This is a genomic window from Brevibacterium sp. LE-L, assembly GCF_050214925.1.
Lineage (GTDB): Bacteria > Actinomycetota > Actinomycetes > Actinomycetales > Brevibacteriaceae > Brevibacterium.
Genome location: NZ_CP189759.1, coordinates 3,421,975 through 3,436,494, shown reverse-complemented (window position 1 = coordinate 3,436,494; position 14,520 = coordinate 3,421,975). Strand labels below are relative to the sequence as shown.

The window sequence follows — 14,520 nt, the reverse complement described above, 5'->3', positions numbered from 1 at the left end:
GGACCATGGCAGTCATCTTCGATCCCCTGCGCGACAGAACGCGTCCGGGGCCCAGCCACAGCGATGAGGAGATCATCGATGTCCTCACGACGCGTTTCGACACGTCGGAATGGGCGGTGCTCACGGGAGCGGGAATGAGCACGGACTCCGGTGTCCCGGACTACCGCGGGCCGGACGCGCAGCCGCGATCGCCGATGACCATCCAGACCTTCCTCTCCCACCCCGATCAGCGTGCCCGGTATTGGGCGCGGTCATGGATCGGCTGGCCGCGGATGCGCCGTTCCCGGCCCAATGCCGGCCATCTCGCCCTCGCGGGTCTTCCCGTGGCCGGCATCGTCACCCAGAACGTCGACGGACTCCATCAGGCCGCCGCCGAGGCGGTCGCACTCAGACGCGGCGCTGCGGGAGCCGGGCCGCTGCCGAGCCCCGTCATCGACCTGCACGGCAGCCTCGATCGGGTCATCTGCCTCGACAACGGCCACCTCGTCGATCGGGACTGGCTGCAGCAGAGACTGAGCGAGCTCAATCCGGGCTTCGCCCAGGAAGTCGGGATCGATCCCGACGATCTCGAGAGCGCCCCCGACGGTGACGTCGACCTCGATGACACCGCGGGCTTCGTCATCGCCGACTGTCCCGAATGTGCAGGCATCCTCAAACCCGATGTCGTCTACTTCGGTGACTCGGTGCCGCCGGCCCGACTGCAGGAGGCGAACCGGATCTGCGATGAGGCGTCGGGGATCGTCGTGCTCGGATCCTCGCTCGCGGTGCTCTCGGGTCTGCGCGTTGTTCGTTCCGCAGCGAAAGAGGACAAACCCGTCGTCATCGTCACCGACGGGCCCACCCGCGGCGATGAACTCGCGGACTTCCGCTCGGTTTCGCGCGTCGCGGACTTCATCAGCGCGTGGGCTTCCAGGTGAGTCCAAGCCGGGGATGGAAGACTGGCGGACATGAGAGAAAATCTGGCCCGCGCCGAACGCCTGCGTCTCGTCGACTCCGCCCGCCGTGCGGGTGAGGATGCGCCCACTCTGTGTGAGGGGTGGACCGTCAGGGATCTTGCCACCCACCTCGTCATCCGCGAACGCCACCCGTCCGCGGCGCTGGGCATCTTCCTATCGAGATTCGACGATCGGAGAGAGGCGAAGGAGGCCGACTACGCGCAGACGCCCTTCGCCCAGCTGCTCGGCCTCGTCGCGGCCCCACCGAAGTGGACTCCGGGCGCCTTGCCCGGAGTCGAGCCCGTGATGAACACGACCGAATTCCTCGTCCACCACGAAGACATCCGCCGTGCCGCCATCGAATGGATGCCGCGACAGCTCTCCCGTGCAGAGACCGCGACCGTCTGGGCGCAGACGAGGGTCGCGCTCCTGCCCTTCGCTGCCAAAGCCGAGGGCCCCGTGACGATCACGGCACCGGGCTTCGGGTCTCGCACCGCTGGGAAGAAGCAGGCGGGGGACGGTTCCACGATCACCGGGGCGCCGCTCGAGCTGCTCCTCTACCTCATGGGGCGAAAAGACCAGGCCCTCGTCGATGTGCGCTGAAGTGCGCGGCGGCGACCTGCGCTGAGTGTCGGGATTTCCTTCGCCGAGGCGGGGGATTGGTCCATATCGGCGGCCACCGTGTTCTTCCTAAGCTGGTCTCAACAGTCTTTCGGAAGGAGACCAGACGTCATGAACGCCGCCCCCACCCCACTGCCCGGACAGCACGACGACCCCCACTCGGGACAGTTGGACGCTGCACACGCAGGACAGGAACTGCCGCCCTATTCCCAGCAGAACCCGTCCGGCGTGTCCCAGACCTACCCGGGCGCTCCCCAGACCTACCCGGGCCAGCCCCCGATGGCCTATGCTTCGCGCACCGATCCGCGCACCGAGGAGGACCCGGGCAAGGTGCTCGGCATCGTCTCACTCGTCGCGACTCTGTCGACCTTCCTCGGCTTCAACTTCCTCGGCCCCGTCATCGGCATCATCACCGGCCACATGGCACGCAAGCGTTCTCAGGACGCCGGTCGGGCAGACAACGAGATGGGCAAATGGGGCTTCATCCTCGGCATCGTCTTCCTCGGACTCCTCGTCCTCGGTTGGGTGCTCGGCATCTCCTTCGGCCTCGTCGGCGGACTCGCCTCACTGCTGGCCGGCTGACGGGAACGGGTCATGCCCTGTTGCGGTCGACCCGACCCTCGAGCGCCGTCATCGTATCGGCGACGGTGAAGCCGAGGTCCCGGTTGAGCGCGAGCATCGGATCGTTGTTCGTCGCCGTGTACGTCTGCACCCACCGCGCGGAGGCCGTCGCCTCCACAGCGGGCAGTTGGCGGAGGTTCGCGATCTTGAGGGCCCGTCCGATGCCCCGATTCCGATAGGCGCGGTCGACGAGCGTGTCCTCCTGGATGACGATCTGCGGGTCATGGGCCGAGACCATGATCTCCGTATAGCCGACGGCGAGGTCGCCGACATGCGCCATCGAACCGACCAGGGTCCAGCCCTGCTCTTCCATCCGCTCCTCGTGGCTGCGGATGGCGGCGGTGCTGGCATGACTGACGGTGCGGGTGAGGTCGCCGACCGGGACGTCTTCGTCCATCTGCTCACGCAGCCGCGTCCAGGAGGCGAGGACCTCTTCCGGGCAGCCGCCGATCCACGAAGTGACCGAGAAGTCCGGGTCCTCCTTGATCACGGGAACGGTCGTGGCGGCACCGGAGTCCTTGTACCGATCGGCATCGGCCTGCAGATAGGCGGGCAGGTCGAGCAGCAGCCGGTGCTCCTCATTGCCGATGCGCATGTCTCGGGACTCGGCGAATGCGACGCCTTCGGGGCAGTAGGTTTCGGTCTGGACGATCACCGAGGGGCGGTCGCGGTCGGCCAGGATCTGTTCGACCGCCTCGGCGAGGGCCGTACCGCAGCCGCGTCGGCGGCAGGCCGGCAGGACACCGAGTTCGACCTCGGCCGGGGAATCGGCGGTGACGTTGATCTCGGCACCGCCGACGGCCTCGTCGCCGAGGTGGGCGATGAGCGCGAAGTCCTCCTTGTCGGTGCGCGGCGTGGCGAACTGGCTCAGCGTCGTCTCGGGGCTGCGCCACCACGCGGCCGTGCGATCTGAGGTGTAGGCGACGCGCATGAGCTCGTTCCAGGCGAGCAGGCCGTCCTCATCGGCGGAGTCGATGCGTGTGATCCGAATCTCGGTCATGGCAAGAGTCGATCACGGGCGGCCCGGGTTTTCAAGGATGCCGGGCCGTCGCAGATCCTGTGTTCACACCGGCTGCGCGATGTCAGGGACGCGATGCGGTGTCAGGGACGCGGTGTTCTCATCGACGGTCGGGTCCGCGAGGGCCGTTCCGATCCTCGCGGTCATCCGGGCTGTCGGGGTCGTCCGGGCCGTCGAGGAGATCCCGGCCGGCGGGGGAGTCCCGAGGGGACGGCTCGGTGGGGGCAGCCTCGGCGTCGGGATCCTCGGCGCTGTCGGGGTCGTATTCGGGCAGTCGGGAGCCGATGTGCGCGCCGGGTTTGGTCATCACCCGGTAGATGAGGAACGCGCCGAGGCTGAAGACGGCGATGATGCAGAAGGTGAGGAAGATGACCGCACCGAGTCCGGGTTCCATCACTTGGCCATTCGTCGCCGGTCGAAGTAGTTCGCGAAGCGGGCCTTGAACGAGCCCATTCCCACCGATCCGCTCATCCGCACGAGGGGACGGCGGCCGGTCGGGACCGCGTTGACCACGGATTTCACGCTGCCCCAGGTCTTCGACAGTGCGTCGACGTTGACGGCCCAGTCGTCGGGGATGACAACGGTGACCGATCCCAGGCCCGCGATGATTTCGACGTCGATGGTCTCTAAGGCGGTCTCGACTTCGAGGAAGTTGAGTTCGATGTTCGACATCGCCGGTTCCAAGCGGATGAATGGCGGAACGGCCCAATTGGCGCGGCGGACCTCGGACTCCCAACCGGCCCGAATGATGAGCGGATCTAACCGGTCCCGACCTTGGAGGGCCAGCGCGCGGTTGTCGATCGGTGAGACTGCCGAGGTGGGGCGGAAGCGATCGGACGGCAGTTCCGTGATGAGATCGGACAGGACTTCGTCGAGGTCGACCGGGAATTTCGCGGACTGGACCTTCTCCATCCGTTCGTCGAGTTCGTCGACCGTGATCCGTCCGTCCCCGGCCGCCTCGCGCAGAATCTCGATCGCTTCGTCACGTTCCCTGTGGCCGATGCGGAAGGTCTTCGCGGGGTCGTTCTCGTCGGAACCGGGGTTGGGGCGGGTCATGATCTCTATCGTGCCTGATCGCACGGCGGGCGACAAAGGCGGGGTGAGAGCGTGCCTTATCTCGTGTCAGCCGTTGGCATTAGGCTAGGGGACGTGTCCACCGCACTGTACAGAAGATACCGCCCAGAGACCTTCGACGAGGTCATCGGTCAAGAGCATGTGACCGATCCGCTGAAGGCCGCCATCGAACGTGGCCGCATCAACCATGCCTATCTGTTCTCCGGACCGCGCGGGTGCGGAAAGACCACCTCGGCGCGGATCCTGGCCCGGTGCCTCAACTGCGAGCAGGGACCGACGCCGGTGCCCTGCGGGGAGTGCCCGAGCTGTCGGGATCTGGCGAACGGGGGACCGGGTTCGCTCGACGTCGTCGAGATCGACGCGGCCAGCCACAACGGTGTCGATGACGCCCGTGATCTGCGTGAGCGCGCGATCTATGCGCCCGCGCGGGATCGTTACAAGGTGTTCATCCTCGATGAGGCGCACATGGTCACCTCGCAGGGCTTCAACGCTCTGCTCAAGATCGTCGAAGAGCCGCCGCCGCACATCAAGTTCGTCTTCGCCACGACCGAGCCGGAGAAGGTCATCGGCACGATCCGGTCGCGGACCCACCACTATCCCTTCCGACTGGTGCCGCCCGAGGCCCTGGGCAATTACCTCGAGGATCTGTGTGCTCGCGAGGATGTGAATGTCGCCAAGGGCGTGCTGCCGCTGGTCGTGCGTGCCGGCGGCGGATCCGTGCGCGACACCCTGTCCGTGCTCGACCAGCTCATCGCCGGCTCCGGGCCGGACGGAGTCGACTACGGGCGGGCCGTGGCTCTGCTCGGCTACACCCCGGACTCACTGCTGTCCGACATCGTCGATGCGTTCTCCGCCGGTGACGGTGCCGGGGTCTACCGGGCTGTGGAACGCGTCATCGAATCCGGTCAGGACCCCAGACGGTTCGTCGAGGACCTCCTTGAGCGCTTCCGTGACCTCATCGTCATCAACGCCGCCCCCGAAGCGGCCCATGCTTTCCTGCCCGAGGTGCCGCCGGACCGTTTGGAGCGGTTGACCCTGCAGGCCAACGGCTTCGGCCAGGGCGAACTCTCACGTGCCGCAGACCTGCTCAATGTGGGACTGACTGAGATGTCGGGAGCGACCTCGCCGAGGCTGCAGCTCGAACTCATGTGTGCGCGCATCCTGCTGCCAGGCTCCGGCCGAAGCCGCGATGCCGTGCTCAGCCGGGTCGAACGGATGGAGCGTCGCATCGGCATGTCCGCCACCGGCGTCGCCGCGAACGTGCCGCCTGCGCAGACTTCTGAACAGGGGCAGGTCCCCGGACAGGCGGCGGGGCCCGGGCAGGGACCTGTGCCCGGCCAGGGGCAGGGACCGGTGCCCGGCCAGGGGCAGGCACAGGGTCAGGCACCGGGTGGAACGGACGGACGAGGCAACGAAGCGCCGACGCAGAACGCGTCAGCGGGACAGCCCCGATCTGCCGCTCATGACGATTTCGACGACATCGCGGCCATGGCCGTCGCCGCCGAATCGATGCTCAACGCACCCGCTGAGCCGCCTCAGCGACCAGAAGAGCCTCAGCCGGCAGAACAGTCTCCACCGACAGCGTCTGAGAGGCCGGCAGAACAGTCTCAGCCAACGGCACCTGCGGAGCCGGACGCCGCAGAACCGGGTCCGAGCTCGCCGGAACCTGAGCCGACACCGGCCCAGGAGCCGGGCAACCAGCAGCCGGGCCCGAACTCGCAGGAGGCCGAACCCGACGTGGGGCAGGCCGGACCCGGCCCCCAGGATCAATCCGCTCCGACGGCGCAGCAGCCGAACGCACCGCAGCGGAACACGCACGAATCGGTGCGGGAGCAGACTGCGCCCGAGACTGCGCGCGAACAGTCGGCTCCGGAAGCCACCTCGGTGGCCGGCCCCGGCGATATCGGCGGAGAGATCGAAGCCATCCGTCGGGCATGGCCGAGCATCCTCGCGGCGGTGGAGAAACGCAGTCGACTGACCCGAGCGATCATCGCCGCCAATGCGATCCCGCAGTCGTTCTCCGACGGGACCGTCTACCTCGGCTTCAACAACCCTGGTTCGGTGCAGGGCTTCCAGCAGCGCGATCATGCGTCGAAACTGGCCGCGGCCATCAACGATGTGCTCGGCATCCAGGCGCGCATCGACATTGGAGAGGTCGGCCGCATCGGCGGCAACGCCTCGGGAGGCAGCCCTCAGGGCAAGGGATCCTCGGCGCCACCGATGAGCACTGGCGGAGGCAGCTACGGACCCGCTCCGACTCAGCGCCGACCCAGCCCGCAGGAAGTCGCCGCAGTCGTCGGCACCCGTGAAGTCGACAAACCGCAGGTCGACCATGAGAAGTTCTGGGAACCGAGCGGCCCGACCCAGGGCCCCTGGTCCTCCGATGACGAGGAGGGAGACCAGCCGGGGCGACCCAGCGAACCGAACTCTGAAGACAGCCGCCCCGGCTACGGGCACACCACGGAAGCCGAACCGGCCGGACCGGTGACAGACGATTCCCCACGACGCGACGAGCCCGCCCCGTCCGGGGATGTCGCCGATCCGGAGACTGCGCCCCAACCGGAGGCTGCGCCCGAATCAGAGGCTGCAACCCAACCAGAGGCTGTACCCGGACCGGAGACTGCAACTCAATCGGAGACTGCGCCCGAACCGGCGGGCCCGGTCGAACCGAATGTCGGTACGAATGACCCCGGACTCGGATCCGACGACCGTGAGATCGTCGTCCCCGACCTCTCCGATGATGACTTCTTCGGGGCATCGACCGACGAAGCACCCGAACCGGCGGGCGGCGACCGCTTGTCCGCTTCGACGCATGCGCCCTCGTCAGTCGAGCACACGCATGATTCCCATGGTCAGGCATCGTCGTTCGGCACACCGCCGCCTTCGTCGAGTGCACAGGAGTCATCGCCCACTGATGAGAACTCGCCGATGGAGTACGTCGAACCGCGGTGGGATGAACCGAACTGGCATGACGGGCCGACCTCCGCGCCGTTTGATGACGGCCCCACGGATGTCGACTCCACCAGTGCAGGCAGCGGAGCCGTCGACGTCGGAGCCGTTGTCGTCCCACCGCCGGACGATGATCTCGACTATCCGGACGTCACCGCGGCCCCCAGCGGTTTCGGGGGAGGACCCTCGGCACCGGACACCCCGCCGGCACCTCCCGTTCAGACCCCGTCGACGGCCCGGGGGAACGAGGCGAAGCCATTCAAATCCCGCTTCGCCGCACTGGCAGAGAAGCATGGGGTCAACACCTCCTCGCCGGGCGGATCCGGCTTCGGTTCCGACACCCCGACCAACGGCGGTGGCTACGGCGGGCAGGGCAGCGCCTCGGCGCCGGTGGCCAACCCGTACCCGCAGAATCCGGGATCGGATGAGGACGAGTATGATCCGGAAACGGACCTCGACGTCTCCGAGGCACCCCAGATGGGGGTCGACGTGATCGCGCGTGTCCTCGGTGGCGAAATCATTGACGAAAGAGAAGTATGAGCGCTGTCTACGAAGGTGCCCTCCAGGACCTGGTCGAAGAGTTCGGCAAGCTTCCTGGCATCGGCCCGAAATCAGCGCAGCGACTCGCCTTCCACATCCTCCAGACGGATGCGCAGGACGTCAACGCGCTCGCGCAGGCCCTCACCAACGTCAAGAAGCGGGTGCGGTTCTGCGAGATCTGCGGAAACGTGTCCGAAGAAGCCGAATGCACGGTCTGTCAGGATCCGCGTCGTGACCGGTCGATGGTCTGCGTGGTCGAAGAGCCCAAGGACGTCGTCGCCATCGAACGGACCCGGGAATACCGGGGTCTCTACCACGTCCTCGGCGGGGCGATCGACCCGATGGCCGGGGTCGGCCCGGACAATCTGCGGATCAAGGAACTCATGACCCGGCTGCAGGACGGCGAGGTCACCGAGACCGTCATCGCCACCGACCCGAACCTCGAAGGCGAAGCCACCGCCACCTACCTCGTGCGCCTGCTCGGCAGCCTCGGCGTGACCGTGACCCGGCTGGCCTCGGGCCTGCCCGTGGGCGGCGACCTCGAATACGCCGACGAAGTCACCCTCGGTCGGGCATTCTCCGGCCGCCGCGAAATCGACTGACCACCTCGGCGACGGACCCGGACCGTCGTCGCCCTGCCCGGATCGACCCTTTCGGACCCCCTTGTATAACAATTTCTGAACGGGGACTGAACGGTCGGTGGCCACCCCTCGCTTCGCCCATGTACACGGTGATCGGACGGGGTGGAGACGAGCGGCGTCGACCCCGGTCAGGCGGTGTCTGAATGGCGGGCGAAGGTGAACCGCAATGACCTACCTCATACAATGGTCGAGGTGCCGGGAGCCCGACACGGCTGAAATCCTGATCGATGAAGCACGAGACCTCCATGCGTGGAACCATGGAATCGATCGCCTGGCACGGAACTTATCAGCGATAAGGAAGATACTGCAGTGAGCATAGTCGTCCAGAAGTTCGGTGGGTCCTCGGTAGCCGATGCGGAATCGGTCAAGCGGGTGGCCAAACGAATTGTCGAGTACCGTCAAGCCGGCCACGAAGTAGTAGTTGTGGTGTCGGCCATGGGTGACAGTACCGATGATCTCATCGACTTAGCCCAACAGGTTTCCCCCATGCCACCCGCCCGCGAACTCGATATGCTGCTGACCGCCGGTGAGCGCATCTCGATGGCGGTCCTGGCCATGGCGATCGCCAATCTCGGCTTCGAAGCCCAATCCTTCACCGGCTCCCAGGCCGGAGTCATCACCGATGAGCAGTTCGGCAAGGCCCGCATCATCGATGTCACCCCCGGCCGGATCCGGTCCTCCCTCGACGAGGGATACGTTGCCATCGTCGCGGGGTTCCAGGGAGTCAGCCAGACCGCGAAGAACATCACCACGCTCGGCCGCGGCGGCTCCGACACCACGGCTGTGGCGTTGGCCGCGTCCCTCGATGCCGATGTGTGTGAGATCTACACCGATGTCGATGGTGTCTTCACCGCCGACCCGAGGATCGTGCCCTCGGCGCGCAAGATCGATGAGATCGGCTACGAGGAGATGATGGAGATGGCCGCCTCAGGCGCCAAGGTCCTCATGCTCCGCTGCGTCGAATACGCCCGCCGCTACAACGTGCCTGTGCACGTGCGGTCCTCATTCTCTCGCAACCAAGGTACCTGGGTGACCGATTCACCCATCCCCGAAGCCTTCCGACAGGGACGGGGTTCCTCGACCCCGGCAGCGGAATCAGAAACGGAGTCCACCATGGAACAGGCAATCATCTCCGGCGTCGCCCATGATCGCTCGGAAGCCAAAGTCACGATCGTCGGTGTCCCCGACGTCCCAGGCAAGGCCGCCGAGATCTTCAAGACCTTGGCGAAGCAAGAAGCCAATATCGACATGATCGTCCAGAACATCTCCACCCGCGAACCGGGCAAGACGGACATCTCCTTCACCCTGCCCATGGCCGACGGTGCGAAGGCACTCGAAGCCCTCGACGCGGTGAAGGCCGAGATCGGCTTCGACCAGGTTCGCTACGACGACCAGATCGGCAAGCTCTCCGTCGTCGGTGCCGGAATGCGGTCCCACCCGGGTGTGACCGCGACCCTGTTCGAGGCACTCAGTGAAGCCCAGGTCAATATCGACATGATCTCCACCTCGGAGATCCGCATCAGCGTCGTCACCCGAGCAGATCTGCTCGACGACGCGGTCCGTGCCGCCCACGCCGCCTACGGGCTCAACAGCGAAGACAACGAAGCCGTGGTGTACGGAGGTACCGGACGATGAGTGTGAATGTTGGAGTAGTCGGAGCCACCGGCCAGGTCGGAGGCGTCATGCTCGACCTTCTGGCCGACGATCCCGGATTCGAGATCGGGACCCTGAGGCTGTTCGCCTCGGCCCGTTCGGCTGGGAAGACCATCGACTTCAAGGGTCAGCCGATCACCGTCGAGGATGCCGCCGAGGCGGACCCGAGCGGACTCGACATCGCCCTGTTCTCCGCGGGTGGGGCCACCTCCCGGGCACAGGCCGAACGTTTCGCCGCCGCCGGCGTCACCGTCGTCGACAATTCCTCGGCCTGGCGTTCGGACCCGGAGGTCCCGCTGGTCGTCAGCGAGGTCAACCCCGAGGCCCTCGATGAGCTGCCCAAGGGCATCATCGCGAACCCGAACTGCACGACCATGGCCGCGATGCCCGTGCTCAAGGCTCTCCACGCGAAGGCCGGTCTGTCCCGTCTCATCGTGTCCACGTACCAGGCGGTGTCCGGTTCGGGACTGTCGGGAGTCGAGGAGCTCGCCGGGCAGCTCGAAGCCGGCATCTCCGATGCCCGCAAGCTCACCACCGACGGCACCGCGGTGACCCTGCCGGAACCGGACAACTACGTCGAACCGATCGCGTTCAACGTCCTGCCGATGGCCGGAGCGGTCGTCGACGACGGTCAGAACGAGACGGACGAGGAGAAGAAGCTGCGCAACGAAAGCCGGAAGATCCTCGGCCTGCCCGAGCTTCTTGTTGCCGGCACCTGCGTGCGCGTGCCGGTGTTCACCGGACACAGCCTGAGCATCCACGCCGAGTTCGACTCCGAGATCAGCCCCGAACAGGCGTCGGAGATCCTCAGCCAGGCTCCCGGCGTTGCCCTCGACGACGTGCCGACGCCGCTCAAGGCTGCCGGACAGAACGTGAGCTTCGTCGGTCGCATCCGCGCCGACCAGTCGGCTCCGGCCGGCAAGGGGCTCGTCCTCTTCGTCGCCAACGACAACCTGCGCAAGGGCGCGGCGCTGAACACGGTGCAGATCGCTGCGCTGCTGGCCGCCAAGCTCGAAGCGAAGGCCGCCTGACCGGCACTGTGACAACCGGCAACTGACTGCTGAAGGCCGAAGAAGCCGGCAGCGGACTGCTGAAGACTGAAGGCAACCGTCAACTGACCGCTGAGGGCCGAAGAAGCCGGTTGCTGGCCGGTGGAGGCTGAAGAAGCCGGTCGCCGAACGATGAACCGCCCGGGAGGAGACTCTCGGGCGGTTCTGCGTCTCGCGAGAGAGGAGTCTGGTCGCTCAGGTAGCGCGAAACGCGAAAAACGTTCCGCCAGCGGCGCGCTTTTCGGGCTTCGCGCTACTTGAGCCGGATTTCGCGCTGGTTGCTTCGAGCTTCGCGCTACTTGAGCTGGGATTTGCGCTACTGGAGTCGAGCTTCGCGCTGCTTGAGAGACAGAAGAGGGCAGGTGCGGACGAGACATCTCCCTGGCGACGGGTGACGCATAAATGCGTTGCTATATATAAATATTTATATTAGTGGCCGACCCTTCATCTGAGTATCGTCGACGATGTCGCAAACACACCACCGCCTCAGAAAGGCCCCTCATGCCAGCTTCCCGCATCGTTCTCACCACCGGAGCCATCGCGGCCTCCACGGCGTTGGTCCTCAGCGGCTGCGGGGGAGGCTCCTCCGACTCGGACTCGAGCCAATTGCGCGTAGTGACCTCGACGAACGTCTACGCCGACATCGTCTCTCAGGTCGCCGGCGACTTCGCCGACGTCAGCCCGATCATCGACGATCCGAACCAGGACCCGCACTCCTACGAGGCGACCACCCAGGACCGCCTCAAACTCTCGAAGGCCGACCTCGTCGTCGAGAACGGCGGCGGCTACGATGCGTTCATGACCACGATGCTCGAGGCTTCGGGCACCGAGGTCACGACCATCGACACCGTGGCGATCTCCGGTCTGCCCGGCTCCGAAGGTCTCGGCAATGAGCCGCACGACCACGACCATGGTGAGGGCGAGGAGGCCGAAGAGGCCCACGGCGGCGGACACACCCACGACGATGACGAACACTCGGAAGAGGGCCACGACCACTCCGAGGAAAGCGAAGATCATGAGGGCCACGACCACGATCACGGATCGTTCAACGAACATCTCTGGTACTCGGTGCCGACGATGACGAAACTCGTCGACGAAGTCGCGACCCACCTCGGCGAGGAATTGCCCGACCACAAGGACGAGTTCACAGCGAACGCGAAGGACTACAAGTCCGAACTCGACGAGCTGCAGAGCGACATCGATGCGGTGAAGAAGGACCACGGCGGGGAGAAGGTCGCGGCGACCGAGCCTGTGCCGCTGTGGCTCTTTGCCGACATGGGGCTGGAGAACGTCACCTCCGAGGAATTCCTCGCCGCCGTCGAAGAGGGCAATGATGTGCCGCCGCTGGTGCTCAAAGCCGCGCAGAAGCAGATCTCCGACGGGGAAGCCGTGCTGCTTGGATACAATACTCAAGCGGCCGGTCCGCAGGCGGAAGCACTCAAGGCCACGGCCGAGAAGTCCGATGTTCCGATCATCGACCTCGGCGAGACCATGCCGGAAGGTGAGCACTACGCGGACTGGATGGGCGATTACATCACAGAAATCTCGACAGCACTCGAAGGACACAAGCACTGACTATGGCCAAAGAATCCGACGCTTCCGCGCCCGCAATACCTCGGGAGCCGGTGATTCGACTGCGCGATGCCGAACTGCGGTTCGGCCCGCGCGTGCTGTGGCACGACCTCGACCTCGACGTCGCGCCGGGGGAGTTCATCGCAGTCCTCGGGCCCAACGGCACCGGCAAGACCTCCCTGCTCAAAGTGCTGCTGGGACAGAACTCCCTGTCGTCGGGGACCGCCGAGGTGGCTGGGGCCGCGGTGCATTCGGGGAATCCGGCCATCGGCTACATTCCCCAACAGCGCGGAATCGACCCGCACACACCGATGCGCGGCCGGGACCTGGTCCGAATGGGCATCGACGGCCATCGGTGGGGGATGAGCCTGTTCTCCCGGGGTCGGCGGAAGAAGGTCGACGAACTCCTCGCCGCCGTCGGCGCCACCGACTATGCGGATGCGCCCGCGGGCACCGTCTCCGGAGGTGAGCTGCAGCGGCTGCGGGTGGCGCAGTCCCTGGCCAATGACCCATCCGTGCTGCTGTGCGACGAACCGCTGCTGTCCCTGGACATGCACCATCAGAAGGTCGTCGCGTCGCTGCTCAACGAACAGCGGGTCCGACGGGAGGCCGCGGTCGTCTTCGTCACCCACGAGATCAACCCGATCCTGCCCTATGTCGATCGGGTGCTCTACATCGTCGGCGGGCATTTCCTCGTCGGCACCCCCGAGGAAGTGATGACCACCGAATCCCTGTCCCGCCTCTACGGGTCCCCGGTCGACGTGGTCAGGGTCGGCGGTCGCCTCGTCGTCGTCGGCGGGGAAGAGGAATGCGTCGACCACCACGATCTGCCCGATGACTCCTTCGACATCGACGGGACGGTGGTGAACCGATGAGCGTCTCCGAGATCTTCGCCAACCTCTTCACCTTCGAGGACTACGGCGAACTCGTCGCCCTCCTGTCCAACTCGCTCATCGCCGCGGCGCTGCTCGGCGTCGTCGGCGGACTCATCAGCGTCTTCGTCATGGCGCGGGACATTCCCTTCGCCGTCCACGGAGTCTCCGAGCTCTCCTTCGCCGGAGCTGCCTTCGCCCTGCTCATCGGCTTCGACGTCGTGGTCGGCTCGATAGTCGGATCCATCCTCGCGGCACTCATCATCGGCATCGGTGGGGCCAAGGATTCGGAGAAGAACGCCATCATCGGTGTCCTCATGCCCTTCGGCCTGGGGCTGGCGATCCTCTTCCTCGCTCTCTACGACGGGCGAGCGGCGAGCAAGTTCGGGTTGCTGACCGGGCAGATCGTCGCGATCACTCCGGGCCAGATCCTCACCCTCATCATCTGTGCCCTCGGGGTGCTCGTGGTGTTGGCGATCGTGTGGCGTCCGCTCATGTTCTCCAGCCTCGACCCGCAGGTGGCCCGAGCCAAGGGAGTTCCGGTCTCGGTGCTCACCATCGTCTTCATGCTCACACTCGGGCTGGCGGTGGCACTGAGCGTGCAGGTCGTCGGAGTCCTCCTCGTGCTCGCGCTGCTCATCACCCCGGCCGCCGCCGCTACACAGCTCTCGGCCTCGCCGGTGTGGGTGCCGGTGCTCAGTGTGATCTTCGCCGTCACGGCCTCGGTCGGCGGCATCCTCATCGCTCTGGGCTCACCGGTCGTGCCGATCAGTCCCTTCGTCACGACGATCTCGTTTCTCATCTACATCATCTGCCGCCTCGCCGGAGGCCGGCGGATGAAAGCCCTGCACCGTCGCCGCGCCGCGCGGGCCGCGAAGGAGCACAACACTCCCGTCACCACCCCCTAATTACCACCTGACGGCGGCCCAGCAACCTCGCGCGAGGTTGCTGGGCCGCCGTCAGGTAGTTCGGGGA

The 14,520-nt window shown here is 66.1% G+C and carries 13 protein-coding genes; 10 read left to right on the top strand and 3 right to left on the bottom strand.

From position 1 onward, the window contains the following. The first annotated feature begins 5 nt into the window (after positions 1–5). The 3 genes from ACQE2J_RS15660 to ACQE2J_RS15650 all read left to right on the top strand — a co-directional run bounded on the left by ACQE2J_RS15660 (position 6) and on the right by ACQE2J_RS15650 (position 2,138). On the top strand, positions 6–917 hold the full coding sequence (locus ACQE2J_RS15660) for a Sir2 family NAD-dependent protein deacetylase (RefSeq protein WP_425119320.1): 912 nt from the start codon (positions 6–8) through the stop codon (positions 915–917). 30 nt (positions 918–947) lie between these two features. Further along, positions 948–1,538: a TIGR03085 family metal-binding protein gene (locus ACQE2J_RS15655; RefSeq protein WP_425119321.1), complete on the top strand. Its 591-nt coding sequence runs from the start codon at positions 948–950 to the stop codon at positions 1,536–1,538. A gap of 129 nt (positions 1,539–1,667) precedes the next feature. Next, positions 1,668–2,138, top strand: coding sequence for a DUF4190 domain-containing protein (locus ACQE2J_RS15650; RefSeq protein ID WP_425119322.1), 471 nt, complete (start codon positions 1,668–1,670; stop codon positions 2,136–2,138). Between the two features lie 10 nt (positions 2,139–2,148). Here ACQE2J_RS15650 and ACQE2J_RS15645 read toward each other — a convergent pair whose 3' ends face one another. From ACQE2J_RS15645 to ACQE2J_RS15635, 3 genes are all read right to left on the bottom strand, one after another. Continuing rightward, positions 2,149–3,177, bottom strand: a complete 1,029-nt coding sequence (locus ACQE2J_RS15645) for a GNAT family N-acetyltransferase (protein ID WP_425119323.1) — start codon at positions 3,175–3,177, stop codon at positions 2,149–2,151. A 118-nt stretch (positions 3,178–3,295) separates the two neighbouring features. Further along, positions 3,296–3,592, bottom strand: a complete 297-nt coding sequence (locus tag ACQE2J_RS15640; RefSeq protein ID WP_425119324.1) for a hypothetical protein — start codon at positions 3,590–3,592, stop codon at positions 3,296–3,298. Then, positions 3,589–4,251, bottom strand: a complete 663-nt coding sequence (locus ACQE2J_RS15635) for a DUF1707 SHOCT-like domain-containing protein (protein ID WP_135537299.1) — start codon at positions 4,249–4,251, stop codon at positions 3,589–3,591. The genes ACQE2J_RS15640 and ACQE2J_RS15635 overlap by 4 nt, the downstream gene beginning before the upstream one ends. A gap of 93 nt (positions 4,252–4,344) precedes the next feature. Here ACQE2J_RS15635 and ACQE2J_RS15630 point away from each other — a divergent pair, with 93 nt between their 5' ends. The 7 genes from ACQE2J_RS15630 (at position 4,345) to ACQE2J_RS15600 (ending at position 14,453) form a co-directional block, all read left to right on the top strand. After that, positions 4,345–7,758: a DNA polymerase III subunit gamma and tau gene (locus ACQE2J_RS15630; protein WP_426936564.1), complete on the top strand. Its 3,414-nt coding sequence runs from the start codon at positions 4,345–4,347 to the stop codon at positions 7,756–7,758. Continuing rightward, positions 7,755–8,360 (top strand): recombination mediator RecR, encoded by a 606-nt coding sequence (recR, locus tag ACQE2J_RS15625; RefSeq protein ID WP_135810829.1) that lies wholly within the window; start codon positions 7,755–7,757, stop codon positions 8,358–8,360. The genes ACQE2J_RS15630 and recR overlap by 4 nt, the downstream gene beginning before the upstream one ends. A 348-nt stretch (positions 8,361–8,708) precedes the next feature. After that, on the top strand, positions 8,709–10,034 hold the full coding sequence (locus ACQE2J_RS15620) for an aspartate kinase (RefSeq protein WP_135537296.1): 1,326 nt from the start codon (positions 8,709–8,711) through the stop codon (positions 10,032–10,034). Next, complete coding sequence (locus tag ACQE2J_RS15615; protein WP_426936563.1) at positions 10,031–11,083, top strand: aspartate-semialdehyde dehydrogenase; 1,053 nt, start codon at positions 10,031–10,033, stop codon at positions 11,081–11,083. The genes ACQE2J_RS15620 and ACQE2J_RS15615 overlap by 4 nt, the downstream gene beginning before the upstream one ends. A gap of 519 nt (positions 11,084–11,602) precedes the next feature. After that, on the top strand, positions 11,603–12,676 hold the full coding sequence (locus ACQE2J_RS15610; RefSeq protein ID WP_426936562.1) for a metal ABC transporter solute-binding protein, Zn/Mn family: 1,074 nt from the start codon (positions 11,603–11,605) through the stop codon (positions 12,674–12,676). A 2-nt stretch (positions 12,677–12,678) separates the two neighbouring features. After that, positions 12,679–13,548 (top strand): metal ABC transporter ATP-binding protein, encoded by an 870-nt coding sequence (locus ACQE2J_RS15605; RefSeq protein ID WP_135537293.1) that lies wholly within the window; start codon positions 12,679–12,681, stop codon positions 13,546–13,548. Next, on the top strand, positions 13,545–14,453 hold the full coding sequence (locus ACQE2J_RS15600) for a metal ABC transporter permease (protein ID WP_425119329.1): 909 nt from the start codon (positions 13,545–13,547) through the stop codon (positions 14,451–14,453). Before ACQE2J_RS15605 ends, ACQE2J_RS15600 begins: the two co-directional genes overlap by 4 nt. The last annotated feature ends 67 nt before the right edge of the window (positions 14,454–14,520 follow it).

What these genes read in the sequence shown, in the direction of transcription:
- ACQE2J_RS15660 (WP_425119320.1), top strand. Translation starts at nt 6, where the DNA reads ATGGCAGTCATCTTCGATCCCCTGCGCGACAGAACGCGTCCGGGGCCC.
- ACQE2J_RS15655 (WP_425119321.1), top strand. Translation starts at nt 948, where the DNA reads ATGAGAGAAAATCTGGCCCGCGCCGAACGCCTGCGTCTCGTCGACTCC.
- ACQE2J_RS15650 (WP_425119322.1), top strand. Translation starts at nt 1,668, where the DNA reads ATGAACGCCGCCCCCACCCCACTGCCCGGACAGCACGACGACCCCCAC.
- ACQE2J_RS15645 (WP_425119323.1), bottom strand. Translation starts at nt 3,177, where the DNA reads ATGACCGAGATTCGGATCACACGCATCGACTCCGCCGATGAGGACGGC.
- ACQE2J_RS15635 (WP_135537299.1), bottom strand. Translation starts at nt 4,251, where the DNA reads ATGACCCGCCCCAACCCCGGTTCCGACGAGAACGACCCCGCGAAGACC.
- recR (WP_135810829.1), top strand. Translation starts at nt 7,755, where the DNA reads ATGAGCGCTGTCTACGAAGGTGCCCTCCAGGACCTGGTCGAAGAGTTC.
- ACQE2J_RS15615 (WP_426936563.1), top strand. Translation starts at nt 10,031, where the DNA reads ATGAGTGTGAATGTTGGAGTAGTCGGAGCCACCGGCCAGGTCGGAGGC.
- ACQE2J_RS15610 (WP_426936562.1), top strand. Translation starts at nt 11,603, where the DNA reads ATGCCAGCTTCCCGCATCGTTCTCACCACCGGAGCCATCGCGGCCTCC.
- ACQE2J_RS15605 (WP_135537293.1), top strand. Translation starts at nt 12,679, where the DNA reads ATGGCCAAAGAATCCGACGCTTCCGCGCCCGCAATACCTCGGGAGCCG.
- ACQE2J_RS15600 (WP_425119329.1), top strand. Translation starts at nt 13,545, where the DNA reads ATGAGCGTCTCCGAGATCTTCGCCAACCTCTTCACCTTCGAGGACTAC.